This is a genomic window from Pseudoflavitalea rhizosphaerae, from assembly GCF_003991355.1.
GTDB classification, from domain to species: domain Bacteria; phylum Bacteroidota; class Bacteroidia; order Chitinophagales; family Chitinophagaceae; genus Pseudobacter; species Pseudobacter rhizosphaerae.
Genome location: NZ_RCSU01000001.1, coordinates 691,132 through 717,454, shown reverse-complemented (window position 1 = coordinate 717,454; position 26,323 = coordinate 691,132). Strand labels below are relative to the sequence as shown.

General features: G+C 47.8%; 19 protein-coding genes. 7 read left to right on the top strand and 12 right to left on the bottom strand.

Annotated features, from left to right (window positions below; genetic code table 11):
* Nucleotides 1–63: 63 nt before the first annotated feature.
* Nucleotides 64–1,506 carry an alpha-L-fucosidase gene (locus D9Y29_RS02590; RefSeq protein ID WP_127124868.1) on the bottom strand — a complete coding sequence of 481 codons (1,443 nt, stop codon included), beginning with the start codon at nt 1,504–1,506 and terminating at the stop codon, nt 64–66.
* Between the two features lie 259 nt (nt 1,507–1,765).
* On the opposite strand from D9Y29_RS02590, the gene D9Y29_RS02585 reads away from it, so the two are divergent.
* Nucleotides 1,766–3,562 carry a hypothetical protein gene (locus D9Y29_RS02585; RefSeq protein WP_127124867.1) on the top strand — a complete coding sequence of 599 codons (1,797 nt, stop codon included), beginning with the start codon at nt 1,766–1,768 and terminating at the stop codon, nt 3,560–3,562.
* A 2-nt stretch (nt 3,563–3,564) separates the two neighbouring features.
* On the opposite strand, the gene D9Y29_RS02580 is transcribed toward D9Y29_RS02585, so the two are convergent.
* The gene (locus tag D9Y29_RS02580; protein WP_127124866.1) at nt 3,565–4,263 is read right to left on the bottom strand and encodes a membrane or secreted protein; all 699 of its coding nucleotides are present in this window, start codon (nt 4,261–4,263) and stop codon (nt 3,565–3,567) included.
* A 331-nt stretch (nt 4,264–4,594) separates the two neighbouring features.
* Between D9Y29_RS02580 and D9Y29_RS02575 the strand changes: the two genes are divergently transcribed.
* Both D9Y29_RS02575 and D9Y29_RS02570 read left to right on the top strand, forming a co-directional pair.
* Entirely contained in the window at nt 4,595–5,425 is an 831-nt protein-coding gene (locus D9Y29_RS02575) for an ion transporter (protein WP_127124865.1), read from the top strand.
* A gap of 116 nt (nt 5,426–5,541) precedes the next feature.
* Nucleotides 5,542–8,778 carry a S41 family peptidase gene (locus D9Y29_RS02570; RefSeq protein ID WP_127124864.1) on the top strand — a complete coding sequence of 1,079 codons (3,237 nt, stop codon included), beginning with the start codon at nt 5,542–5,544 and terminating at the stop codon, nt 8,776–8,778.
* Between the two features lie 61 nt (nt 8,779–8,839).
* On the opposite strand, the gene D9Y29_RS02565 is transcribed toward D9Y29_RS02570, so the two are convergent.
* The 10 genes from D9Y29_RS02565 to D9Y29_RS02520 form a co-directional block, all read right to left on the bottom strand.
* The gene (locus D9Y29_RS02565) at nt 8,840–9,229 is read right to left on the bottom strand and encodes a VOC family protein (protein WP_127124863.1); all 390 of its coding nucleotides are present in this window, start codon (nt 9,227–9,229) and stop codon (nt 8,840–8,842) included.
* Between the two features lie 15 nt (nt 9,230–9,244).
* Nucleotides 9,245–9,994 (bottom strand): DeoR/GlpR family DNA-binding transcription regulator, encoded by a 750-nt coding sequence (locus D9Y29_RS02560; protein ID WP_127124862.1) that lies wholly within the window; start codon nt 9,992–9,994, stop codon nt 9,245–9,247.
* 235 nt (nt 9,995–10,229) lie between these two features.
* The gene (locus D9Y29_RS02555) at nt 10,230–11,549 is read right to left on the bottom strand and encodes a MutS-related protein (RefSeq protein WP_127124861.1); all 1,320 of its coding nucleotides are present in this window, start codon (nt 11,547–11,549) and stop codon (nt 10,230–10,232) included.
* Nucleotides 11,546–12,895 (bottom strand): MutS-related protein, encoded by a 1,350-nt coding sequence (locus D9Y29_RS02550; RefSeq protein WP_127124860.1) that lies wholly within the window; start codon nt 12,893–12,895, stop codon nt 11,546–11,548. The genes D9Y29_RS02555 and D9Y29_RS02550 overlap by 4 nt, the downstream gene beginning before the upstream one ends.
* A 6-nt stretch (nt 12,896–12,901) precedes the next feature.
* Entirely contained in the window at nt 12,902–15,202 is a 2,301-nt protein-coding gene (locus tag D9Y29_RS02545; RefSeq protein WP_127124859.1) for a Gldg family protein, read from the bottom strand.
* 5 nt (nt 15,203–15,207) lie between these two features.
* The gene (locus D9Y29_RS02540) at nt 15,208–16,140 is read right to left on the bottom strand and encodes an ABC transporter ATP-binding protein (RefSeq protein WP_127124858.1); all 933 of its coding nucleotides are present in this window, start codon (nt 16,138–16,140) and stop codon (nt 15,208–15,210) included.
* A gap of 183 nt (nt 16,141–16,323) precedes the next feature.
* On the bottom strand, nt 16,324–17,700 hold the full coding sequence (locus tag D9Y29_RS02535) for a RagB/SusD family nutrient uptake outer membrane protein (protein WP_127124857.1): 1,377 nt from the start codon (nt 17,698–17,700) through the stop codon (nt 16,324–16,326).
* Between the two features lie 21 nt (nt 17,701–17,721).
* Nucleotides 17,722–21,264: a SusC/RagA family TonB-linked outer membrane protein gene (locus D9Y29_RS02530; protein WP_164735212.1), complete on the bottom strand. Its 3,543-nt coding sequence runs from the start codon at nt 21,262–21,264 to the stop codon at nt 17,722–17,724.
* Nucleotides 21,265–21,509: 245 nt separating this feature from the next.
* Nucleotides 21,510–22,724, bottom strand: coding sequence for a FecR family protein (locus D9Y29_RS02525; RefSeq protein WP_127124855.1), 1,215 nt, complete (start codon nt 22,722–22,724; stop codon nt 21,510–21,512).
* Between the two features lie 66 nt (nt 22,725–22,790).
* The gene (locus tag D9Y29_RS02520) at nt 22,791–23,375 is read right to left on the bottom strand and encodes an RNA polymerase sigma factor (RefSeq protein ID WP_164735211.1); all 585 of its coding nucleotides are present in this window, start codon (nt 23,373–23,375) and stop codon (nt 22,791–22,793) included.
* Nucleotides 23,376–23,495: 120 nt separating this feature from the next.
* Here D9Y29_RS02520 and D9Y29_RS02515 point away from each other — a divergent pair, with 120 nt between their 5' ends.
* From D9Y29_RS02515 to D9Y29_RS02500, 4 genes are all read left to right on the top strand, one after another.
* On the top strand, nt 23,496–24,725 hold the full coding sequence (locus tag D9Y29_RS02515; RefSeq protein WP_127124853.1) for an MFS transporter: 1,230 nt from the start codon (nt 23,496–23,498) through the stop codon (nt 24,723–24,725).
* A gap of 289 nt (nt 24,726–25,014) precedes the next feature.
* Nucleotides 25,015–25,308, top strand: coding sequence for an NIL domain-containing protein (locus tag D9Y29_RS02510; protein WP_127124852.1), 294 nt, complete (start codon nt 25,015–25,017; stop codon nt 25,306–25,308).
* Nucleotides 25,301–25,492: a hypothetical protein gene (locus D9Y29_RS02505; RefSeq protein WP_127124851.1), complete on the top strand. Its 192-nt coding sequence runs from the start codon at nt 25,301–25,303 to the stop codon at nt 25,490–25,492. The genes D9Y29_RS02510 and D9Y29_RS02505 overlap by 8 nt, the downstream gene beginning before the upstream one ends.
* 208 nt (nt 25,493–25,700) lie before the next feature.
* Nucleotides 25,701–26,276 carry an RNA polymerase sigma factor gene (locus D9Y29_RS02500; protein ID WP_164735210.1) on the top strand — a complete coding sequence of 192 codons (576 nt, stop codon included), beginning with the start codon at nt 25,701–25,703 and terminating at the stop codon, nt 26,274–26,276.
* The last annotated feature ends 47 nt before the right edge of the window (nt 26,277–26,323 follow it).

The following is a 26,323-nucleotide window of genomic DNA, read 5'->3' as shown; positions in this document are numbered from 1 at the left end:
TCGTGATGGCTGATCACACGACCCCTTGCTGTTGCAATAGCTTTGGGGTTGTGTGATCTTTTTTTAATCCAGTTCTCCTGATTTCATTTTTTCTTTTGCCGTTGTATTTACATTTTCCACTTTACCCTTCAATTCGAGCTTGATCACGGTGGCGATGGGATCTGGCGCTGTGGAGGGCACTGATATAGATAGCAGATCTCCATTTTTTGAAGATGCCAGCTGTTCACCTCTCAGCAATGAAACTGATCTCACTTTATTCTTTATACCCGGGATGTTAAGTTTTCCATCTTTCGGCCAGTCGAATACTGAAATGTAAAGTGTAGTTTTCTTTCCTTTTTCTTTCCGGGTAATGCGTCCCCAGTTCAATGGCGCCAATGGGCTGGCTTTGGTGGCGTGAATGGCTTCCTGGTTCTTATTCATCCAGGCGGCTATTTGTTGCAGGCGGTCGATACTTTCCTGTGGCAGACTGCCATCATCCTTAGGTCCGATATTGAGCAGGTAATTGCCTCCTTTGCTGGCAATATCGATGAGATTGCGGATAAGCGTTTCGGAAGATTTCCAGTTATTGTCCCAACTTTTGTAGCCCCAGCTACCGTTCATTGTCATGCAGGTTTCCCAGTCTTTTCCATCCAGTTCGGCTATTGTGGGGATCTTTTGTTCCGGCGTTTTGGTGTCGCCGGGGAAATTCGGGCGTTTGAGCCTGTCGTTAGTGATGATCTGTGGTTGCAGTTTCAGTTGCTCCTGCAATTTGAGAGCAGCCTCATCTGTCATATTGGTGGGCGTGTCCCACCAGAGCACTGCTATTTCTCCGTAATTGGTCATGAGTTCCTTCACTTGCGGAACGGCTACATCATCGATGTATTGGGCAAAGGATTTGGTTTCCTGTACGGGGTCCCAGTGGCCATTGTGATTCTTCGTATACGCATCCACTTTAGCTGAATCAGGGTTTGGCCAGCCTTCGCGCATTTCTTTCCTGGCAACAGAGCCGCCGGCATTTCCCCAGTCCTGAGCCTGTGAATAGTAAAAGCCAAGTTTTACCCCATGCTTTTTACAGGCCTCGGCCAGTGGCTTCAGCAGGTCTTTACCATAAGCTGTAGCATCAGTGATATCCCAGTCGCTTGCCTTTGAGTTGAAGAGCGCGAAACCATCATGGTGTTTGGCGGTGATGATGATATATTTCATCCCGGCATCTTTTGCGAGCTTTACCCACAGATCGGGATTGTATTTAACGGGGTTGAAACTCTTTGCTCTTTCCTTGTATTCCGCAACTGGTATCTTGCACCGGTTCATGATCCATTCTGCACCGCCTCTTGCCTGATGATGCCCATGATAAACACCGCCCCACTGCGCATATACGCCCCAGTGGATGAACATGCCGAAACGGGCTTCCCGCCACCATTTCATGCGTACATCCTTATTGGCGTTTGCAGTTGAGGCTGATTGAGCGCTGGCCAGTTGAATTGCCAGCATTACGGAAAAAAGTAGAGGGTATTTTATTCTGATCATGACTGAGTGGTTCAAATATCCTGCAACATAACCAATTAACAGGCTGGGGCCATCATCTGATCTTGGCCAATCATTCAATGATTTTGACAGGGAATTATGGTGTTCCGGCAAAGGGATGCTGCGGTCCAAAACAGGATTATGACGGTTAAGGCTGTAAACACGGCGTCTGGTTAAAATACAATCCGAATTCATCAATAGAGTATCACTGCATTGTATCCATTCCACTTAATTTCATTGCTGTAATGAACGATCTTTTGCTATGAAAAGAATTTGCATTTGTTTGTTTTTCCTGTTTTGTATTGCATTGGCCGGAAATGCACAGCGGCCCGGCAGTTTTACTATCCGTGGCGTACTTCCCTGGCATAATTTCCTTTCCGGGCCTTCATCCTGGAACCTGGAGGATTACCGGCAGTATCTAGATACCTGTGCAAAGGCAGGGATCAATTTTATTGGATTCCATAATTATACCGGCGGTGGCGAACGTTATGCCACTTACGTGGAGCCGATGATCAAAATGCAATACAGGGGATTGTTGCCCTATGCCTGCTTCGATAATTCGCTTACTGCCCGCTGGGGTTTTTATCCAATGAAAGTGCGGGATTTTGCATTTGGTACGGCCGGTGCATTCAACCTGCCGGCCGGAACTGAAGCTTTCGGATCTGACTGTTCCATACTATCACGTACATCCGAAGATCATTATTCAAATACACAAACCCTGATGCAACAGGTGTTGCAACTGGCGCATGAACGGGGGATGCAGTTTGCAATGGGATTCGAGTTCGGCGTATTGCCGCCGGAATTCTTTTCGCTCCAGGACGGGCAAAGCGGGTTCTACTGGCCGGGAGAGGCCAATATGATCCCAAACCCTACGCATCCTGTGTCTGTTCAATTATTGTACGCTGCCATCGATAATATTCTTGAAACCTATAAGGACATCGATTGGATCTGGCTATGGCTGAATGAGCATTCATTCATGGGAGTGGACCCTGCACGTGCTTTACAGCAAGCCTCTTTCCGCGCCATCTATGATCAAAATGTTTCCCTGTTTACTAACGCAGGAGCTGATGAAAAAACAAAATTCATCGGCGTGTGGTCCCTGCATTACCTGCGGCTGGCAAAGGAATACCTGCAGCGCAAAGCGCCAGATGTGAAACTGATGCTGGGAGGCTGGGGTGGTGGCAACCAGCTGCCATTGTTATTGAATGGATTGGATAAGGGACTTCCAAAGGACATTGCCTTCAGTTGCCTGAACCCGGACCTTGGGAAATCAGCACAGCCTGGCTTCCTGTCGGAGATCGCAAAAAACAGAATGGTGATGGCTATTCCCTGGCTGGAAGGAGATCACCAGCTCTGGCATTATCAGCCACGTGTGCAATTGATGAAGGAGCATGTTCAACAGGCTGCCAAACAAGGATTGCAGGGGATAACTGCCATTCACTGGAGGACAAAAGAGACGGCTTTCAATTTCAAAAGTTTTGCACAGTTTGCCAGGGGAACCAGCAATAATTCCAAACTGCCTGCATTGTACTTTGAGTACCTAACTGAAACCTGCGGCCCATTGGCAGCAAAAACACTAACACCGCTTTTTGTTGAGATGGATACGTTGGCTTACCTGCGCGGGAGTCTGTCGCCGGAGTATTACGCATATACGCCACAGTGGGGACGGATGGAATTGAAGGACAGGGCAAGAATGCAAAACCTGATCAGGAACCTGGGATCATTGCTGCAAAAAGTTAAGGACCTGTCTCATCGCCGCGAGCTGGAATGGTTCCGCAGTTCCTTCAGTTTTGAACTCTTACTGGATGAAACCGGGCGATGCCTGGAACCTGCGTACAGTTTGAGAGCAACGTATTTTCAAAAAGGTGCCGAAGCTATTGATCCGGCAGCATTGCAGAGCGCCAGGCAACAGTTCGAAAAAGCGCCTGTAGAGCAGTTGTTCAAAACATTTGCTTCCAAACAGCAGTCGAGAGGTGAGTTAGGTGTACTCAGTTCCCTGAATCAGAAATTATGGACAGAATACCTATCCCTTCAAGCCTTTCTTCAAAAAATGGACTGACACTAATTCTGCCTGGTCCATATTTCAGCAATAGGGTCTCCTTTGGAGCTCTTGCCTGAGTGATGCCATTTATTTCCGTCCACTTTTCCATCAAAGCTGAGGGAAGCGCCTACGCGGCTGTTATCGCGGGAGAAGAATTCGATATTCTCCGTATATTTTCCATTGCTGAAACTGTACGCACCGCCACCGGTACCGAAGAACTCTTTCGTTTCCGTATTGATGGCAGCCCATTGAAATCGGGTGCCTGAGAGGATCTTCAGTGTTTTCCTGGGGCCGGGCCGAATGGGGTTCATTTTCCCGTTTTGCTCGCGTTCGGTGATACGCCAGTTGCCGGATAGTCCGCCCTTACCATCATCGATCCTCTGCCATTTGTTATCGGCGTCATTCACGGAAATGATAAGCTCGTTATTGTTCAGTTTATAATCGAGAGAGTAGGACTGGCCAATCCGGGTGCTGTCTGCTGTATTGAATTCGATTGTTACATTCATCTTACCATCATTACCCAGGTTTATTGTTCCTCCCATGGTGTTGAGAAAAAGTTTATTTGTTTTGTCGTATGTGGTTTGCATGAAATAATTATCTGCAACAATGCAGGTGACTTCAACAGTTCCGTTCCCGGAGAGTTTCCAGGCGCCATCGATTTGTGCAAAACTGGTAATGGCGGAGAAGAGGAAACAGGCTAAGGAAAATATCTTTTTCATAGATAACTTTTTTTCGTTGATTAAATGTAAGAAAAAACAGAGTGGCAGGAAGAAATTGGGTGGCAGGAAGAAATTGGGTGGCAGGAAGAAATAGAGTGGCAGAGAGAAGCAGGGTGTGGCAAGAAGAAGCAGGGTGTGGCCGTCGCTCGCCTCTGGCGAGTGACCTGTATTTGTTCGCCTCCGGCGAACACAGTGTCGCCGGAGGCGACGGAATATAAGTCACTCGCCAGAGGCGAGCGACGGCCGCACCCTGCTTCTCTCTGCCGCACCCTGCTTCTCTCTGCCGCACCCTAACAATATAATAACTACTTTTATCGCGTAAATCTCGCTAATGAAATCGCAACACGTGAACAAAGCGCCGCGGAACTGGCAGATGAAACTGCACGAGATCATCTATGAGTCGGAGAAGCCGGAAGGAAAGGCATTTGATATTGCATTGCTGGTCTGTATCCTGATCAGCATACTGGTGGTGGTATTGGATAGTGTGGACAATTTGCATCAGAAGCATGGCAAATTGTTTTTTGTACTCGAATGGTTCTTTACTATAGTTTTTACCATTGAATATATACTAAGGTTGATCTGTATTCGTAAACCATACAAGTATATTTTCAGCGGTTTCGGAATCATCGATCTGCTGGCCATCATTCCCAGTTACCTGAGCATTCTATTCGCAGGAGCGCAATCATTGCTCGTATTACGGGCGCTCAGGCTTTTACGTGTGTTCAGGATCTTCAGGCTGGTGCATTTTCTTTCTGAAATGCGGTTCCTCTCTGTTGCATTACTCAATAGTTTGCGCAAGATCAGCATCTTCATTCTTTTTGTATTGACCATCGTTACCATTCTTGGCTCCATCATTTACCTGGTGGAAGGGCCGGAACATGGGTTCACCAGTATTCCGCAATCCATTTACTGGGCCATCGTTACCATCACAACTGTTGGTTATGGCGATGTGGCGCCGGCAACACCATTGGGTAAATTCATCGCCAGTTTCATCATGTTGCTGGGTTATGGCATTATTGCCGTGCCAACAGGTATCGTTACCACGGAGATGGCGCTGGCCGTGAAATCGAGGCGGCACGATAACAGGGCTTGTCCATCCTGCGGCAAGGATGGGCATGAACATGATGCGGGCTTCTGTAAATTCTGTGGTGGCAAATTATGATCCGTCCCTGATCTTTTTCCTTTCCTGCTATTCATCCTCTCTATTTACCCGTTGATGGAAAAAGATATTTGCAACAATGTTGAAATTTTTACTTTCGTGGGACCAAAGAAATTCCCATGAGACACACCCTGTTATTTCTACTATTGCTGGGCTGCTATGCCTCAGTGTTCAGCCAGGGCAACGCGCTATGGCTTCGTTATCCTTCTATTTCCCCTGATGGCAAAACCATTGCATTTGGCTATAAAGGCGATATCTACCGCGTGGATGCCAATGGCGGCGTTGCCACACCGCTCACCATCCATGAAGCGCACGATATGATGCCGGTATGGAGCCATGACGGTAAGACCATCGCATTTGCCAGCGACCGATATGGAGATTTTGACGTGTTTGTGATGCCTGCTACCGGTGGCGCACCTACGCGGCTTACCTTCAACAGCGCTCATGATTATCCCTACGATTTTACAAGGGATAATAACCAGGTACTGTTCGGCAGCGGACGTACTGCACCGTCAACAAGTTCTAAATTTCCTTCACCAAGATTATTCAGGAATGTTTACCTGGTGCCTGTGAAAGGTGGAAAATCGATCCTCGTAAGCGCTGCAGGCATGGATATGGCCAAGTACAACAATGATGGCTCGCGGATCGTATTTGAAGATAGGAAAGGTTATGAAGATCCCTGGAGAAAGCATCACACTTCTTCGGTTACACGTGATATCTGGATCTACAACATAAAAGCGAACAGCTACAAAAAGATCTCTGGATACAATGGAGAGGACCGTAATCCTTTATTTGCCGACAATGAGAATGTTTTTTACCTCTCCGAAAAAGGAGGCATCTCGCAGAATGTATTCAAATCCTCCATTGCTGATCCTGCAAAAATGGAACAGCTTACCAGCTTCAAAGATCATCCTGTACGGCATTTGTCGAAGGCGGCAGATAACACGCTTTGCTTTACATACAATGGGGAGATCTATACTTTGAAACCCGGCGGCAGGGCGCAGAAAGTGGCAGTGAATATTTTCAATGATGGCCGCGAAGCGGTAGAAAAAGTGCAACGTGTGAATGGGAATGTTACGGAATTTGCCGTGAGCCCGAATGGAAAAGAGATCGCATTCGTAACGAGGGGAGAAGTATTTGTGACCAGCGTGGAAGGTTCACAGACCAAGCGAATCACCAATACGCCTGAGCAGGAAAGAATGGTGCAGTGGGCGCCGGATGGAAGGAGCCTGATCTATGCAGCCGAGCGGAATGATAACTGGGATATCTATACGATTTCCATTACGCGTAAAGAAGAACCTTACTTTTTTGCATCTACTGTATTGAAAGAAGAGCCGCTGATAGCTACCAATGCGGAAGAGTTCCTGCCAAAATATTCTCCTGACGGAAAGGAAGTGGCATACTGGGAAAATAGAAATGTACTCAGGGTGTACAATATCGCTTCCAAAAAATCACGCACGCTCATTCCGCAGGGGCGCAATTACAGTTATGCCGATGGCGATATCAATTTCAACTGGAGCCCTGATGGCAAATATTTGCTGGCATCGGACCAATACTTTGGATTTGACGGAGGCCGCGCGGGCATGGTGAAAGCCGATGGTACAGGTTCCATCCTGCATCCCGTGATGAGTGGTTTTGGCGAAGCCCGTCCCAAATGGGCGATGAATGGAAAGGCCATCACCTGGGCCAATAATAAGGAAGGCCGGAGATCGCTCGCATTCCAGGGAGCAAGGGAGATGGATGTATATGCGCTTTTCTTTGACCAGGAAGCATTTGACCGTTTCCAATTGAGCAAAGAAGATTTCGATCTGTTGAAAGAGAAGGAAGAGCGTGCACAGAAAAGCAAGCCTGCCGCTGATTCCGCTGCAAAGAAAGCAGGCGAGAAAAGGGATTCCGCTATCAAAACCTGGAGCCCTGATCTCACCGATCTCGAAAGCAGGAAGCTGAAACTTACAACCGGAAGCGCTACCATCAGCGATTATGCGTTATCGCCAGATGGCAGCAAATTATACTATCTGGCGGCGGTTGAAAAAGGTTACGATCTCTGGCTGACTGAGCCACGTACCCGGCAAACACGCCTCATAGCGAAGCTGGGCAGCAGTGGAAGCGGTATTGAAATGAGCAAAGATGGTAAGAACCTCTTCGTGAACAATCGTGGCAGCATCATGAAAGTGGATGAAATGGGAAAGACCAGTCCGGTTTCCATCAATACGGAAATGATCGTCAACAACGCGGCGGAGCGCGAATACATTTTCAATCACGCCTGGCGCCAGGTGAAAGCGAAATTCTATGATCCGAAGATCCATGGCATCAACTGGGAGAAATACAAAAAGGATTATGCGGTTTTCCTGCCACATATCTCCAATAACTATGACTTCCAGGAATTGCTGAGCGAGCTGCTGGGAGAACTGAATGGTTCACATACCGGCGGAAGGTACAACCCTCAGTTCCCTAATGGTGATAACACAGCGAGTATCGGCGCTTTCTTTGACGAAACTTATACCGGTAATGGTATGAAGGTGACCGAGATCATCAGGGGCGGACCTTTATTCAAAGCGGCAAGCAAGATCCGTCCGGGACATATCATCGAAAAAGTAGACGGAACGGCTATCACTGCTCAGAACAACTGGGATGTATTATTGAACAGAAAAGATGACCAGGATATACTGATTAGTATTTTCGATCCTGTCAAAGGCGCGCGCTGGGAAGAAACAGTAAAACCGATCTCAGGTAATGAGGAAGGTCCCCTGCTTTACAAACGCTGGGTGAAAATGATGAGTGATATGGTAGATAGTCTCAGCGGCGGCAAACTTGGTTACGTGCATGTTCAGGGTATGAATGATGGAAGCTACCGTACAGTAGTAGACGAAGTAATGGGCAAGCATCGTCAGAAAGAAGGGCTGGTGGTAGACACCCGCTTCAATGGCGGTGGCTGGCTGCACAATGATCTCAATACATTCCTCAGCGGTAAAGCCTATTTCACTTTTGCCCCGCAAAGCAACAGGCTTCCGGTAACTGAACCGATAGACCGCTGGAGCAAGCCCAGCATCGTACTGATGAGTGAAGGCAATTATAGCGATGCACATTTGTTCCCTTATTCATACAAGAATAATGGAATCGGTAAGCTGGTGGGAATGCCTGTGCCGGGAACGGGAACAGCCGTATGGTGGGAAACACAGATAGATCCCACGATCGTATTTGGCATCCCGATGATAGCAGTGATCGGAAAAGAGAACCGCCCGGTTGAGAACCTGCAACTGGAGCCGGATATAAAAGTGGAATTGGACTATGAGTCATTCCTTTCCGGTAAGGATCCGCAGTTGGAAGCAGCTGTGAAGGAGTTGATGAAAAAGTAGAATAGCAAAAAAAGAATTGTTCAGGCCTTTAGGAATACCCTGAAGGCCTTTTTTTATCTGATCAGGCAGTCAGTTCTATCAGGTTGCCTTCGGGGTCCAATACTACAGCTTCATAGTAGCCATCGCCGGTGGTGCGGGGATGGCCCACAATCCTGTGGCCATCTGATCTCAGGGCACTGACCAACTGGTCTACCCTGGATTCACTGCCAGTACTGATAGCCATATGCACGATGCCTTCCTTTTGCGAGAGATGATCGTGCTGTCTCTCTGCGATATCAGGGCGGTGCATGAGCTCCAGTCTCGAACCGCTTTCGAAGCTGAGGAAGTACGACTGGAAATGTGTGAGCGGGTTATGGTATTTGTGATTGGACCTGGCTCCGAAATACTGCTCGTAGAATGATTTCATCAGTTCCAGGTTCCCTACCCAAATGGCCAGATGTTCTATTTTCATTTTTTCATTTTTTGATCAGATAATCTGCAGGTCTGCATGATGGAACTCGTGCATGTCCTTATGATCGCTGGGCAGATCAGTGATGATGGTGTCCAGCACATTCAGTTCGCAAACCTTGAATGGTTCTTTGCGGAATAATCTTTCGTGATTGGCGAGGGCCAGTACAGAGCCAGATGCTGCTATCATGGCGCGTTTCACATCAACGTCCTGCTGTCCGTCTCCCGATACGCCAGCCACAGGATCTACCGCGCAGGTGCCCATCAGGAAGAGGTCGGCAATATATTCTCCTGCCTGTTTGCAGGTGGCAAGGCCATAAGTGGTGGCGCCGGCATAATTGTACTGGCCTCCTAGTATGATCAGTTCAATATTTTTATGTTCAGCCATCACCGGCACCAGGGCCTGGTTATTGGTGATGATCCTTGCGGAAAGATCGGCTGGCATCAGCGATGCGATGGCCAGGTTGGTGGTTCCGCCATCCATGAAAATGGTTTGTCCATTTTTTATGAACTGCTGCGCTTTCAGGGCGATCACTTCTTTTTCTTTTTTCAGGTAATGACTGCGGTCCTGGAAGGTGAGCGGATTTCTCGCGCGCAGCATGGCGCCGCCGCGCACCTTGGAGAGCAGTCCATTCTTGTGCAGTATTTCAATATCCCTCCTGATAGTGTCTTCCGAAACATCCAGCTTTCCGGCAATCCATTCATACGTGAGTTGTTTCTTTTTCTTGAGTTCGTTCAGGATAAAATCGAAACGGTTTTCTTTCAGCATAGCGGATCGTTTACTTTTTGAAGGCACAGGCAATGGTGGTGCTGGGCATGAACAGGGCAGTTAGGCCGAATTCAATGCTCAGCAAAAAATGATGTTCGATGAATCCCGGCAGGGCCTGCCAGTGTACAAGCCTATGAAGTTCCCCTTCCATTCAGTTGAAATATGATTTGCAAAAATATGCAAATTTGCTAAATATTGCAAATGGTGGAACGTCCGGCCTGTTAATTCTCTGTTACTACTGCCTGATCAGTTCCAGGATCTTTTCATTTTCAATGATCAGCATTCCCTGGCGATCGCTGGTAATGCCTTCCTGTAATTTATAGGTGTAGGTGGGAATATTACCCTGCATCACGGTAGGCATATAACGGAAACGGATGTCTGCTATTTGTTCCTTCAATGCATGGCCGGCTTCAATGATATGTGTGGAGATGATAAAGCAGCAGTTCCTGTGCCTGGAGAAAGCTGCTGTGATGCTGAGTGTGGCTTCATATGCATCTTTCACATTGGTGCCTTTGAAAAGTTCGTCAAAAATGATCAGGAGGTTTTTCCCGGAATCTACAGCGGTGGCCACTGTTTTTACACGCAGCACTTCGGCGTAAAAATGACTGTAGCCATGTTCCAGGTCGTCGGGCACATTGATGGAGGAATAAATGCCGTCTTTGACGGAGCATCGCATGGAACTGGCAGCTACCGGAAATCCCATATGCGCCAGGTAAATGGCTACGCCAAAGGATTTCATGAAAGTGGATTTACCAGCCATATTGGCGCCGGTAAGAAAAATAAGATTATGACCGGCAGAAAAGCTTGTATCATTACTGACCGCTTTTGACAGCCCGGGATGATAAAGCCCTTCGATATCGATCACCTGCTCTCCGGCCGTCCTTGCTTCCGGATAGCAGAACCCCCTGGTAACAGCTACACCAGACACTGCAATGTTTACATCGAGCCAATAAATGATCTGCATCATTGCATTTGTTTCCTGTTGCATTTTTTCACGAAGACAATGATTATACCTGATCAGTTTGGAAAGCGGGATGGTGGTGGTGGTATCCACTTTAGCCAACCATTGCATTTCCTGTTGGTGAAAGTACTGCTGCAGGGTACTTAATGAGTCGGCAACGGGGTGGTCAGCAGGTGCAACAAGCGGCATTACCCATTTTCGGATAGCCTGCAGCGTGGTGATGGTTTTGCGGCATCCTGCTATGAGCTGCGCATATTCTTCGCTACCGGTGAGCTGACTGCGGACTTTTTTCAGGACGGTATTCCAGCCGGTTTCAGCCAGGTTGCCGGCTTCAGCACTCAGATAGTTTTCCATTATTTCAAAATCCGCCGCAGAGAATGGAAGTTGTAAACCCTGCTTTCCGAAATATTGAAAACAACTCACCCGATCGTTGATCTTCGCAGCATCGGTCAAAGGTTTCCTGAACATTTCTTCCAGTAATTGCCTGCCGCCGCCGGTGATGGTGTGATCAAACAGCCTGTAAATGGAATTGTTCTTGTGCCTGCCGAGTAAATTCAGGTCTTCCAGTGTCTGTTTATCTGCAATAAAACTCATGATGCTGCTGTTTTTGTAAACCTGTTATTGATGATGTCCAGGATGCCTTCATTGTTGATGATGATCATGCCATGTCTGTCTGCTGTTACGCCTTCGGCCAGTGTGTAAGTGTATATGGGTTTGCCATCCTTCATGGTGGTGGGCAGGTAGGCGAAATGGATATTGCTGCAGCGTTCTCTCAATACATCGCCAGCTTCTACAATATGGGTAGAGACGATGAACATGCAGTTCTTCTTTTGTGCAAATGCTTCTGTGATGGCGATGGTGGCTTCGTAAGCATCTTTTACATTGGTGCCGCGGAACAGTTCATCGAAAATGATGAAGAGGTTTTTGGCAACGCTTAATTCCTGCGCCACTTTTTTTACCCTTAATACTTCAGCATAAAAATGGCTGCTGCCACTGGCCAGGTTATCGGAGAGATTGATGGTGGTATAGATGCCATCCCTGACGGAGAACGACATCTTTTTTGCCGGTACCGGAAATCCCATATGAGCCAGGAACATTGCGATGCCAAGCGATTTCATGAAAGTGGATTTGCCGGCCATATTGGCGCCCGTCAGGAAAATGATATTGCTGCCGGGCGTAATGCTCAGCGTATTGGGTACGGCATTTTTCACCAGCGGATGGTATACTCCTTCCAGTTGTACAGTATGCAGGTCCCTGTTCAATGCTTCCGGAAAAACAAAACCATGTTTTTCTGCAATCCTGCCCACAGAGATGAAAACATCCAGGTGGTAAATATGATAAAGGATGCGCAGCAGGCTGTTCCGGTTCCTGAAGCGCAGCAGATCATCGTATTTTGCAGTACTGGCGTAATTCAGTTTGCTTTCTGGTTTTTCATTCATGAAAACCCGCAGTTCGCTGCCTGCAAGCAATTCAGACAACTCCTCCATCGTGGCCGCCCAGGGAGTGATGCCGGCTTCGATAGACGGTTGCTGCAGGAAGCCATGCAGGGTGTGCAGGATGCGAAGGAAGGCTCCAACGCCGTTGTGAATGATCCTGTAATGATGATCTTCGGCCAGCAGTTGTTTTAATTTTCCACCGAGATTGTCTTTGTCCCGTGAAAGCCTGGTCCTTTCATCGGTCATTTCCAGGTACAGTTCTGCACTGTCCAGCCAGGCATTGTTGAAGGGGAAGGCGGTTTGCTTCCTGCTGAAGAACTGGATCGTCTTACTTCGGTTATTGATCAACGTTTCCTCAGCGAGGGGGTGCAGGAACATTTGTTCCAGTATTCCTGCACCGCCGCGTGTATGGGTGTTGTTGAAGATGGTGTAAATGGAGTCCCTTCCGGGTTTTCCCACCATGTTCAGGTCTTCCAGTGTTTGTTTATCTGTATTGAAATGCATTGTCCACTATTTTCTTTTTCTTCTGATCAGCAACAGGGCGCCGAAGGCGAGCAGGATAGCGGGCGCCACCCAAACAAAGATGAGGCTGATGAATTTGGCTTTTGATTTAGTGGGTATTATACTGGTATCTTCTGCAGGTGGCCTTGAGCTGTCTATAGGAAATTCATTATAGCTCAGCCAGCTGAAGAGGCCAGTATTGAAAACGAAATTAGCGGCCCTCAGGTTGAAGCGCTGCAGTTCAGCATTGCTCATGAAATCGGCATCGCCGGTAACGATGATGCGCTGCTGTTTTCCCTTGATATCACGGGTAAGGCCAAGCGCTGTTGGGAATGCCTTTTTGATATCGCCTTTTTCAGGAGTAAATATCACTTCTGCGGAATCGCTTACCAGTTTCTCTTTTTTCAGCCATGACCTTTTAGCGTCGGATACCAGTAATGGTTTGATGGTAAAGGAACCTGAATCGGAATACGAGAGCGCGGTAGCGCCGGGCATGGTGGCCCTGGCGCTGTCGTGATGGCTATGCGCCAGCGGTGGGAAGAAACCGGCTACTGTTTCTGTCAGGAAAGGCGTGAGCAGTTCCGGTTGCATTTCCCTGGAAGGCTGCACCAGGATGCCATCCAGCAATTGTACGTTCAGGTAAGCCAACAGGGGATTGAGTATGGATTGTTTGCCAGGCTCACCGGCAATGAGCATATTGCCGCCATCGTCTATGAACTTTTTCAGTTTGGTCATTTCCGTTTCGGTAAGGGCTGTTTTGGGATCGGCCAGCACCAGTGCGGAAATACCATCAGGGATTTCCTGTGTGGCCAGCGAGATGGTGTCTACATCGAAGCCCTGGTTGATGAATGACTGACGATATGTTTTCAGATTGGTCAATACTTTGTATTCACGGTCGCCCACTTTGTTGATATCCCTTTCAAGATTGCCGGTAGTGAAAACGATCTTCGGCATTTTCGCCTGCAAGAGGCGTTTGAATGCTGCGGATATTTCAGTTTCACTGGGCCAGACATGCATATCGTTGAAAACACGCAGGAAGGTGGTCCTGTTGCCATATTTCAATTGCATCACATAGCGGTTGAGCTCAGGTTTCAGGTTGATGATCTTCCTGATCTCTGAAGGGGATTTGAAATAGGAGAGCGACAGATCGCGGCTTTCAGCAACGCGTTTGGCGATTTCTTCGATGGGCTTGTTGCCGTAAATCCGTTCAAAATTGGTAATCTCCAAAGCTGTATCATAGTACTGAACCGTATTCAGTTTGATATTGTGCTTAAATCGCATAAAGGGCTCCCATCTTGCCAGGTTGTCATTGAAGGATTCCGGTTGTCCATAACTGTAATACCTGTCGAGCAAGTTATTATAGGCGGTCACTTCCAGCGGCGTATCGCCCAGTTCTTTGATGATCCTTTGTGTATTGGGGGTAAGCGTATTGGCTTTGTGCGCGGAGGCATCGTAGTAGCCTACCAGTGAAGGAATGGAACTGATATAACCGATGGTGAGTGCGATCACCAGTACGGATGCATATCTTCCCCATCTTACCATGCGTGGCCTGGATTCGATATCGGCCCTCATTTTATAGATGCTGAAGCCAAGGAACATATATATGATCACGAGAAAATAGATTGTGTCCCTGGTGGTAATGAGGCCATGAAGCATTTTACCTGCCCTGCCTGAAATAGAAAGGAAATAAGTGAGGTTCCTTACAAACTCAACACCCTGCCAGAGATTACCGATATAGTTCAGGACCCCGAACATCACAAAGGTGCAGATAGCGGCAACAATCTGGTAATTGGTCAGGCTGCTCATGAAGAGGCCGATGGCGGAATAGGCGCAGAGCAAGAGGAAGCAGCCAAACATGGCGCTCAATAATTTTCCGGTATCGGGTTTCACAATATGGAATTGTGCAGCCACTACAAAGCAGCCGATAATGGCCACCAGGAGCAGGCTGTAGATCACCATCGATAAAAACTTTCCCATCACGATCTCCCTGATCTTCACGGGAGAGGAGTGTAATAGTTTGATGGTGCCGCTGGCAGTTTCACGACTGATCAATCCCATGGTGAGCAGGGGCATATAGAGATAGATGCTTTGCATAACGCTGCCGAACAAACTATTTCTTCCAAGAAAGATAAAATCGGTCATGCTTATCCGTAAGAGATTGCCGGCGTCCTGTTCCCTTGCGAGACTGGTGAGTACGTTGGTATAAGTGATGGAGCACTGGACCAGGAAAATGATCATGAGGAACCAGGCGATCGGGGAATAAAATAGGGTACGGAGTTCCGTTTTGGCCACTCTGAGTATTGTTGCCATGGAGATCATTGTTTGGTGGTTTGGTTGGATAATTGTTTGAATATTTCGTCGAGCGCGCTTTTGTCGAGATTGATCTCTTTGAGGCGCCATCCTTTTTCTACACTGGCTATTACCATTCTTTCAGCAATATCCTGGTCGCCATTGAAGAATACGCGTACCTGTCTTTCGGTCAGGAATTCCACTTTGTTAACACCTTCTACCTGTTGTAATTCGGAGACCGATGGCGGGTTGGAGAAATGGATGAGCATGCTGTGCGGTTCCACATAATTGTTGAAGGCATCCATGGTGTCTGCGAAGACGATCCTTCCGTTTTCGATCATCCTGATCTCTTTGCAGAGTATCTGTATTTCGGATAGGATATGTGAGGAAAAGATAACGGCGCGGTCCCTGGCAATTTCTTTGATGAGGGCGCGTACTTCGATGATCTGGTTGGGATCGAGGCCATTGGTGGGTTCATCCAGCACCACCAGCCTGGGACGGTGTACAATGGCCTGTGCAATGCCTACACGCTGGCGGTAACCACCGGAAAGATTGCGCAACAATCTGTTGCTGAAATGCGCAATGCCACATCTTTCCTTCACCTCTTCTATCGATGCTTTCTTAATGTCCTTCGCAATATGACGAAGGCCTGCACAATACCAGAGGTATTCATCCACTGTGAGGTCCATATACAGTGGCGGGTTCTGCGGTAAAAATCCGATCTCCTTCTTGGCGAGCTCCGGCTGGAGTTTCATGTTGATACCGTTGATATAAACATTGCCTTCGGTCTGGTTCAATGCTCCGCACAGGATATTCATGGTGGTTGATTTGCCGGCGCCATTGGAGCCGAGCAATCCCACGATGCCTGTATGACCGATCTCGATGTTGATATCACGGATCGCCCAGTTGGTGCTGTAGCGGTGGCTCAGCTTTTCAATCTTCACAATTGTTTTTTCCATGATTCTAGTTTTTGTTTTTCGGAGAGTGACAGTCGCTCGCCTCCCTGCGAGTGACTTTTGTTTTGTCGCCTCTGGCCACATGGTACCCGCCGGAGGCGGGCAAATAGTGGTCACTCGCGGGGACGCGAGCGACTGGTCCCCGAGAAAATAGTACAGCCCTTGCGGCGCTGTTGCTGGTGATGATTAAGGATTTTGTTTCATTTCCGGATTCTGTGTCAACAGCAGGTTGGCCAGCGGAAACACATATTCATTACTGTTAGGCGCCAGTGTATAGGTGGTATTGTTGAAAACCCTGGTAATGGTCTGTGCAAACATAGCGTCCTGGCTGAGGCGGCGCTGATCGAACCAGCGCAGGCCTGATCCGAAGAATTCGCGGCGTCTTTCATCGATCACCATTTGCAGTGCTTCTGTAGCCGTGGCTGCGCTGAGGTCTGCATAGTCGGCAGGCCTGAAGCGTTTTTTGCGGAGGGTATTCAGCATGTCAACTGCTTCATCTTTCTGACCGGCGCGGGCGAGGCATTCTGCCTTGATCAGCCAGGTGTCGTTCACAGACAGGCCGGTGGCGGGTTTATCGTTCGAATACCTGTCTCTGGACCAATAGCCGGGCCCTGTGAAAACAGGATAGAAATTACTGCCTGGTCTTGTGAAGATCTCGTAGCGAAGATCATTTGTGTTCAGCAGGTTCAGCAATGAATTGCTGAGCTGGTACGCTCCATACATCTGCCTGGGTACTTTACGGAGGATCACTTGTTTGTCTGCATATTGTCCCGGGAAAGTGTAACCGCTTCCGGTAACTGAAAGATTATAATCATAGAGATCGTTCCGGATATCCAATGTGCTGTCTGCGAATTGTGCAGCCCTGGTAAAGTCGCGCAGGTTCAGGTAATACTTGCTGAGCAGTGCATATGCAGCGGCCTTACTGGGTTTGAAAGAGGTTTCCTGTACAGGGGGCAACAGTGGAATGGACTGGCGGATATCGCTGTATATCTGTTCGTACACGGCTTTCACGCTGGGCCTGGTGAGGTCTGTAAATAGAACGGGTTTCAGCATGATGGGTACGCCCATATCGGTAGCGGCGGTAGCTTCATCGTATTGTTTGCTGTACATGTTCACGAGGTTGAAATAAGCAAATGCCCTGTGCATGAGCGCTTCACCTAGCAGGGTGTTCTTCAGGATGATATCTCCTCCCTTACTGTCGTTCACACTATTGATCACCACGTTGTATACATAGATCTGTGCGTAAAGCGAATTCCAGTCGTTATCCGTTTGCTGGTCTATGTAGAATGGTTTTTTCCAGATATACATGGCCTGCTGAATGGTGCTGTTCTTCAGGTTGTTCTGGATATCCGGAGAAGTGAATTCCACATCATCGCAGCTGAGGAGCGGCGCCAGTCCGTAACTCACTTCCTGTTGGTCGTGGTTATTCAGTAAAAGCCTGTAGTCTGAGGTATACACCAGTACGCGTTGTCCCTGGATAGGCACATCTTCCACATATTTCCGGCAGGAAGCCAGGAGGCTGATCAGCAAGAGGGTGAGGATGCTATATTTATATGATCGCATTTTTTTTCGATTGAGCGTTAGTTAAAATGTCAGTGCCACTCTGAATGAATAGGAGGTGAGCAGGGGCAGCTGGTAGTTGTTGCCAGTGGTGTAGATATAATCCGGATCGATCTTCTCTTTATTGGCGGCCCAGATCATACCCAGGTTGCGGGCTACAGCTGAAAGCGTAAGGCTTCTGGCGCCTGCTTTTTCCAGGATCTTACCAGGGACTGAATAAGAGAGCATGATCTGCTGCAATCTGATATTGCTGCGGCTTCTTACGAGAAAATCGCTTTCAGTATAACGGCCCAGGTTCTGGAACCAGTTGGTGCCTGCGCCAAATTCAAGACCGGGAACATTGGTGAATGCTTCATCACCGGGTTTACGCCAGCGCTCTGCCACATCACCACTGCGTCCAACATAGGTATTGTTGGTGTAGCCGGTGGAAACGATGGATGGTTTACGGAATACACCGCCGAATGTATACAGGAACTGGAAGTTCAGTTCAAGTCCTTTGTAGTTGATGCTGTTGGAGAAGTTACCAAACCAGGGTGATGTTGTACGGCCGGAATAAGTCCTGATATTTTCGAAGGGGTACTCGTTTACGGTGTACACTTTGTCCTTGTCCTTCGGATCTCGGATCAGTGATTGACCTGTATTATCCAGGCCTGCCCAGATATAGGAGAACATATAGTCTGAAGGATATCCATTGTACAGGTTCTCGGTGGAGAAACTGGTGGTAGGTTTATCGAAACGGGCGTCTTTAACAACGTTGGTATTATAGCTCAGGTTCACTGTGCTGGTCCATTTGAAATCTTTGGTGAGTAAAGGCACCACATTGATTCCGATATCGAAACCTTTACCATCGAGGTTGGCGGTGTTGAACAGGGTTTGTGTAAATCCATAAGTGCCATTGATAGGTAGTTGCCAGATGATATCGGTGGTCTTCTTCCTGTAATATTCAACGGTTCCGTATAAACGATTTTTGAACAGGGAGAAATCGATACCATAGTTGATCATCCTTGTTTTTTCCCAGGCGAGGTTGTCTACCGCGGGAGTGGCGATATGGGCATAAGGATAGTTGGTAAGGTAATGGGAGCCGAGGAGGCTGATGGTGGTAACGGGAGCATAACCCTGTGGAGCATTGCCACTGAATCCGAAGGTAAAGCGGGCCGAAAGCCTGTCGAACCATTTCGCATTCCTGAGGAAGTCTTCATTACCCACATCCCATTTAAGGCCGGCGGACCATAATGGAATGGCTCTTTTACGGCGTTCTACACCCAGCAGGTTGTAGTCGTCGAAACGGGCGCTACCGGAAACGGTATATTTATTATCGAAAGTATAAGAGCCGTTGGTGTAATAAGACAATGCCCTGGTAGTGAATTCTACAACAGGTCTGGAAGTGGCGCCAATGGTTTGGTTGCTGCCATTGATGTCTTTGTATTGCACGGTAGGATTTACAGTTCTGAAGGCGTTGATTGATTTATCATACCCGTAACGGAGTTCACCACTTGATTTTGTGAAGTTCTCGCGGATCTCGGAGCCCACCAGGAAGTTTAGCTGATGTTTGCCGTTCCAGTTCTTATTAACGTTGAGCTGTCCACGAAGATTATAGCTTCTGCCAAGGCTATTATCGAGGCTGAGCCTTCCTCCAGGCGGAACGCCATATACCACTACGCCGGAACTGTTTATGCTGGTTGCTTTGTTTACGAGCATCCTTGCTTCATAGCTGTCTGGTTCCCAGTATTCCTCCCTGTCTGAGAAATTACGTCCCAAATTTCCCGAAACAACGGCATTGAGCCATGGTGTAATCTTACCGGTTACGGAAGTGTTGAGTGTGATGGTATTGCTGTTGGTGATATTGTTGGAGTAATTCAGTTCCTCGATGGGGGAATAGGAGAAGGGGAGGTATCCTTTTTGCTCCAGTGTTCTGCTCATGAAAGGCGTAAGGAGAACATCGTAATGGATAGGGTTTCCCTGATCGTCCACCAGTCTGTCGTAAGGTCTCATGCCACCTGCAAAGATGCTCATGGACCTTACAGCAGCGTTGTTGACCTTATCCCTGGTATTACCGAAAGAGATATCGGTGCTGATGGTGATGCGGTTGTCGAGCAGGGAGGTGTTGGCGCCTGCTCTCAGGGAGTAGCCACGGTTTACGTTGCTTTTATACACGCGTTGGTCCGAGTAGAAATAACCTGAGAGAAAATAGGAGCTGTTGAGTCCGCCTCCGGATAATGAGAGATTGTATTGCTGAGTGGCAGGGCGTTGCAGCATATACTTCGCCAGGTCTTTGCTGTTATCGTAGGAGCCGAGTTCAGCCAGTTGCTGGTTCATTTGTTCTTCGGTGATCTCGCCGCGTCTTTTTTTCCAGATGATCGCTTGTGCCTGACTGTTATTCTCCGGGAGAAAACCACTGGTAGTAAGGGTAGGGTCATTGAGTCTTCCTTTTTCTATCAGTTCTTTTTCAAGGGCAATATAATCGGGCATGCTCATCATCTTTCCATAATTGGTAGTTGGCTTGCTGCTGGTGCCGATTGTGGTGGAGAAGCTGAGAGAGGGGCGCTGGTTGCGTGACCCTTTTTTGGTGACGATCACCACAACGCCATTGGCAGCCTGGATACCCCAGATGGAGGCAGCGGCAGCGTCTTTCAGGAAAGTGATCTGCTCGATGTCATCAGGATTCAGGAAATCGAGTGCGCCATTGGAAATAGACATCTGTGAGGGAAACCCATCTATTACCAGCAGCGGATCGGTGCTCACTTTGGTAGTGGTGGTATACTGGCTTTTGATAGTGGAGAGACCACGGATCTGCATGGCGCCGTTGCGGCTTTTGCCGGCGGTGGTTTTAGTGGATATATCCACACCGGGCACCATGCCCTGCAATCTTTCCAGGATGCTTACTACAGGGACCTGCGCCAGTTGTTTGCTGGTTACCACGCTGAAAGAACCGGTAGCCCTTTCGCGGGGGAGCGACTGGTAGCCGGTATTTACGGATACTTCCACTTCGCCGAGGTCTTTTATTTCCTGTTGCAATGTAATGCTGAGGTTGTTTTTTCCATTGAGTTTTATCTCCCTGGTCTGGTAGGAAACATTGCTGATGGTGAGTACGCCATTGGAAGGAACATTCTGTAGCAGGAAGGAACCCTGCTGGTCTGTTACGGTCATCAGCTTTGTATTACGTACAGCAACAGTGGCTCCCTGCAATGGCAGGCCTGACGCGTCCTGCACGGCGCCTTTCAATTCAGGAATGATGGTACTGTCGCCCAGCAACACGATCCTGGTGGATGTACTTTTTCTGGGTGACAGGAAAATCGTTTTGCTGTCGATCGAAAAAGTCAGCGGCTGAGTGCGGAACAGCTCCGTAAGCACTTCGGAGAGTGGGGCATTCTTAACGTTCACGGTAACCGGAACGGAGATCTCGAATAATCGTTCGTTGCCGAAAACAACGAATCCTGTTTGCTGATAGATCTGGTCGAACACTTTTTTCAGGGGAATATCACGTCCCTGGAGCGTAACGGTCTGTGATGCAGTCTTAGCAGAAACATGCAACATGATAGCGAACAGGAAAAAAGTAGTCATTCTCATAATGCGCAAAATTTTCGGGGGGAGGGGCAATAAAGCCCCCCATCGTTCAATCAGAGCGATTTTTTGCATAGTTTTGTTACTGTTTTGGTTAATATGAATTTTGTTACTACGGAATTGAAGATTAGCCAAACTATATCCGGAAGCGCTCCTACTGCTTCCGGTTTTTTAATGCTAATCTTACAGCGTTTGATCTATAGGCAGAATTTTTTGTCGTTATCCTTTTTAGCTTTTTATTTTCTGTTTGTTCAGGGCATCACTACCAGTCGCTTTTCCTGTTCAATCATCATATGCACGCCTGATCCTTCAAATCCTTTGATGAGTCCTGCGAGGCTGATATCCCTGCTGATCTTTCCATAGAATTTCACATCGGGCGCCTTGCCTTTGTAAACGATTTCCACATCATACCACCTGGCTATCTGTTTCATCACCTGTTTCAGTTCCATGCCTTCGAAATTGAACAGCCCGTTTTTCCAGGCCACCACTTTGGCAATATCCGGTTCCTGGATGATGCCGTTTTTTTCAGTCAGTTGCAATTGCTGGCCGGGCATCAGTATTTTGGAAAACTGTTCACCCGAAGCTCCGATATGCCTGCCGGTCACTTTCACTGATCCTTCCAGCAGGGTAGTACTGATGAAATCTTCATTGTCGTAGGAGTTAATGTTGAACTCCGTACCCAGTACTTCCACTTCTGCTTTATCGTTGACCCTTACCCGAAAAGGCATTTTGGGTTTCTTAACCACATCGAAATAGGCTTCGCCGGTGATTTCCACCTGGCGCTGGTTCCCGGTGAATGCTACCGGGTAGCGGATGGAACTGGCCGAATTGATCCATACTTTTGTGCCGTCCGGTAACTGCAGGTGGAATACCCTTCCATTGGGAACAGAGATGGTGTTGTACACCATTTCCCCTGCCGGCTCATTGCCTTGTGCGTAATGCAGTTCTCCGTTGCGGAGTACTGCGTTCATGCCACTCTGAGTGGCTACCAGTCCGTTTTGCATACTGTCCAGCACTACCTGTTGGCCATCGGCCAGAATCAGTACGGCGCCTTTTTTGCCTGGCTCTACATCGATCGTTCGCGTTGGTTTGCTGACCAGGTCAGTTGTTACGGGTTTATCGGCAAACCAGCGATACCCTGCCGTTACTGCCAATATGATCACAGCCGCAGCTGCTGCCCATTTCCATTTTCCGATACTCCTCACTGCCGGTTGGATCTTTTCCGGCTGCCCGCGCTCATGTTTTGAAAGGAAGCGGCCCAGGGCCTCTTCTTCGTTGAACCTCGACAGAGATGATGCTTCTTCCATTACATGCTGCACAGTGAGCTCATCCATTAACGATCGATTGTTTGGATGGCTGTTCATCCAGTTGTTCAGCTCCGCTCTTTCTTCATCCGTCAGTTCAAGCCGGAGTTGCTTTTCTATCAGCATGGCAATCCTCAAGGAATCAGGTGTTGATGCATTCATATGAAATGCGCTTTTTATTAATACGCAGCCGTTGGCGTATCGTACCAAAATGATTTAAAAAAAATATCAGAACCGGGCAATAAGGAGGAATAAGGCGAAGGATTCAGGTGGTATGCGGAGCTTCAGTAGCTGAATGCCCCTGGTTTTCTGGTTCTTGACTGTTTGAATGGAAAGGCCGAGACTTTCGGCTATATCTTCATTCGATTTGCCATCGATATATCCCATGCGTACGATCTTTCCGCATTGTTCGGGCAGGGTTTCGATGGCCCGGTAGATGCTCCTGTACACTTCTGTGCGGATCATGGCCAGATCGGACGCAGATTCCCAGTTATGCTGCAGTTGCTGAAACTGCGCCTGGCGCTCCAGGCTGTTTTCCCGCCTGCGAAGATGGTCTATGCAGGCATTGCGGGTTGTTTTGTACAGAAAATTTTTCAGGTGGGCAAGATCGTCGAATGGTTGTTGCTTCAACCATATTTTCAGGAATACTTCTTCTACGATATCCTCTGCGTGGTCCCGGGCGCCTGTCAGCTTTTCGGCAAAAGCGCATAAGGCTGCGTAATATTCCCTGAACACAAAAGAGAATGCCTCTTTTTCGCCATGGTAAAGCCTTTGCAGGAATTCGTCTTGATCGTATGATGAGGGTGTAAACAACCGGGGCAGAATATATTGTTAGCGCAATACTACCAAAAATTCCAACGATAGTTTGAATTTTATAAATATCCAATTGAATTTGATAAGCATCGGTTAATGTACTTGTACGAGCTTTGCATCATGAATCCGTCTACATCTGTTGCGCCCGGAGAATGGGCCAGAACTATTAAACCGCAAAATTTTGGTATCGCTAATTTCCTCGCATTTGCCTTATTGCCGCTTTCAGGATTTGCCACAGATATTTACCTGCCCTCATTACCGGGAATGGCTGCAGACCTGCAGGTAAGCGCGGTGCAGGTGCAGTTCACTATTACATTATTCCTGGTCAGTTATGGTATAAGCCAGTTGTTCATCGGCAGCTTTCTCGACAGCTATGGCCGGTACAGCAGCGGACTGGTGTCTTTACTGGTGTTCACAATTTCCAGTATCCTGATCGCTATGGCCGATAGTATCTGGATGATCTACGTCATGCGCGTGATACAGGGTGTTACAGTTGGAATAGCAGTGGCAGGCAAACGTGCTTTTTTTGTTGATCTTTATACCGGAAGCAAGCTGAAGAATTATCTTGGCATGTTTTCCATCATCTGGTCAACAGGCCCCATCATTGCCCCTTTTGTGGGAGGCTATTTACAAACTCTGTATGGATGGCGCGCCAATTTCTGGTTCCTTGCTGTGCTGGGCGCTGCATTGGGTATCGCTGAATTTTTCTTCAGCGGAGAAACATTGCCCAAAAGAAATTCTTTCCAGCTTAAAAAAGTATTGAATGTTTACAAGAATATCCTTTCGCATCTTCCTTTCGTATTAGGCGTAACCCTGCTCGGCCTTTCCTATGCAATGGTGATGGTCTGTAATATGACAGCCCCTTTCATCATCGAACATCATCTTCAGTTCGATGCTGTGACCACGGGTTACTGTTCACTCATACTTGGAATTGCCTGGATGGTGGGGGGCTTTATCAGTAAAGCTGTGGTGCATCATGGATTTTTCCGTAAGCTCTTCATCAATATTGGTCTGCAGGCTATCCTGATCATTGCCATGATGGTGGCCTTCCGTTACGTGGACAATATCTATGCACTGGTGGCTTTTGCTTTCGGAGTACATGTGGGAGCGGGGTTCACTTTCAATAATTACATGACTTTCAGTATGACCCGATTCCCGCAAAATGCCGGCGTAGCCAGCGGTCTCACCGGCGGCTTCAACTTTTTACTGGTGTCTGCCTTCAGCTATGGCATCATCAGCGTATTGCCGGCACAGGATGGTAACCACCTGGCAATGAGCTACGGAATTCTTAGTATACTGGTGATCCTGGTGGTAGCGCTGGCAAGAAGACAAACGCCTGTTGTGCATTGATCGCATCCAGAAGGATGTTAAATATGGAAGTAATTTGGATCGATAAGAATTATACTCTACTTTTGCGGTGGACTAAATAAATTGATAGTGAATATCAACCTGTACAATAACAATGGCAAGCGCAACACATCCCTGTGGATGATGCCTTGCTGCATGTATATCACAAGTTGTTGTACCGGTAATGAATAAGCGATATTTAAAAGTTTAGCATACAATCCCCGGTTCAGTCAGACCCGGGGATTTTTTCTTTTGACCAGAATTTATCCAACAATTTGTCAATACAAAAGTCATGACAGTGCCGCAAGGATTACACCAGCAATTGCAACAGGAATATGCTGAGGGATTATCTCCATTAATAGAGCTGGAGCTCACAGGAAATATCTCTTTCGATGAATTGATAGATACTGTTTACAATCAGTTCAGGATCCCTTACAAACTGGTAAAGGCCGATATTGAATACCTGGGCAAAGCCAGTTTTGGAAAATTACTATTGCACCTGAAAGGGACCGTGGTGGACAATGAAAAAGCTGTGCAGTATTTTAATAAGCGAAAAATAAAAAACGCAATTAAAGGATATGCCTGATACCACTGTTCCGTTATTGTTGGCTGGTGGAGAACAGTCTCCCGGAAATGATGTAGGGGCTGATCGAAACAGCCGGGGCAATGAAAGCGGGTCCATTGCAGATCGTTATCAAAGTATTGCTGCTTCCGCCGTGGTGAAAGCTGCCGAAAAAGTATTCAGGGGCGGAGCGATCAGGGGCTGGTAAGTTTTTAGTCTTTCAGTATTTTAAGGTTGGTTTCTTTTGTTTGTGAAATGCTGCCGGAAGGAAACCTGTCTATTGATACAAGAAAGGTTTGTCAGTTAGTTTGGATACCTGGCGTATTCCGGGTGGGAAAAATGTTTCCTTTTCTGCATATTTGCACCTCAACCCATCGCAATTGCCGCCTGGAACCCCATACCATGAGAAGATAGATTTGCCTAAGATTTCCGATGGCGATGAGAAGGCATTCCATGAATTTTACCAGCACTATTCCGGGCTGCTGCGTCCATTCCTCTTAAAATATACAAGGTCTGACACTGAACTGGAAGATATCCTGCAGGAAACTTTCATCAGGGTTTGGGTGAACCGCGACCGTCTGCAGGAGATCGGGAATATAGCCGGATGGATCTACCGGATCGCTTCAAGGGTTTACCTGGACCATGTGGAGCGAGAACTGAAACAGCGTGAACGAAGGGACTCATTTGGAGAAGCATTGCATGGCAGCGGGTTGGTCTCATCCTCCGAGCGTACCCGCCTGCAGGAGATCCACAATTGTATCCACCGTACTTTGAATAACCTGCCTGAACAGAGAAGGAAAGTGTTCCGGCTCAACCGGGAACTGGATATGAAACCCGCACAGATCGCAGCGCATCTCGATATGCCGGTGGGCACCGTGAAGAACCAGTTATCGCTGGCGCTCCGCGAGATCAGGGAAGAGCTGATCGCTTCGGGTTACGGGCCGGTTTCCATTTTTATTCTTTTGTCTTTACTCTCTCTCAAATTTTTTTAAAAAATTCCTGATTTTTTTCGTGACGTTCTTTTCCGGGGCCGGTCTAT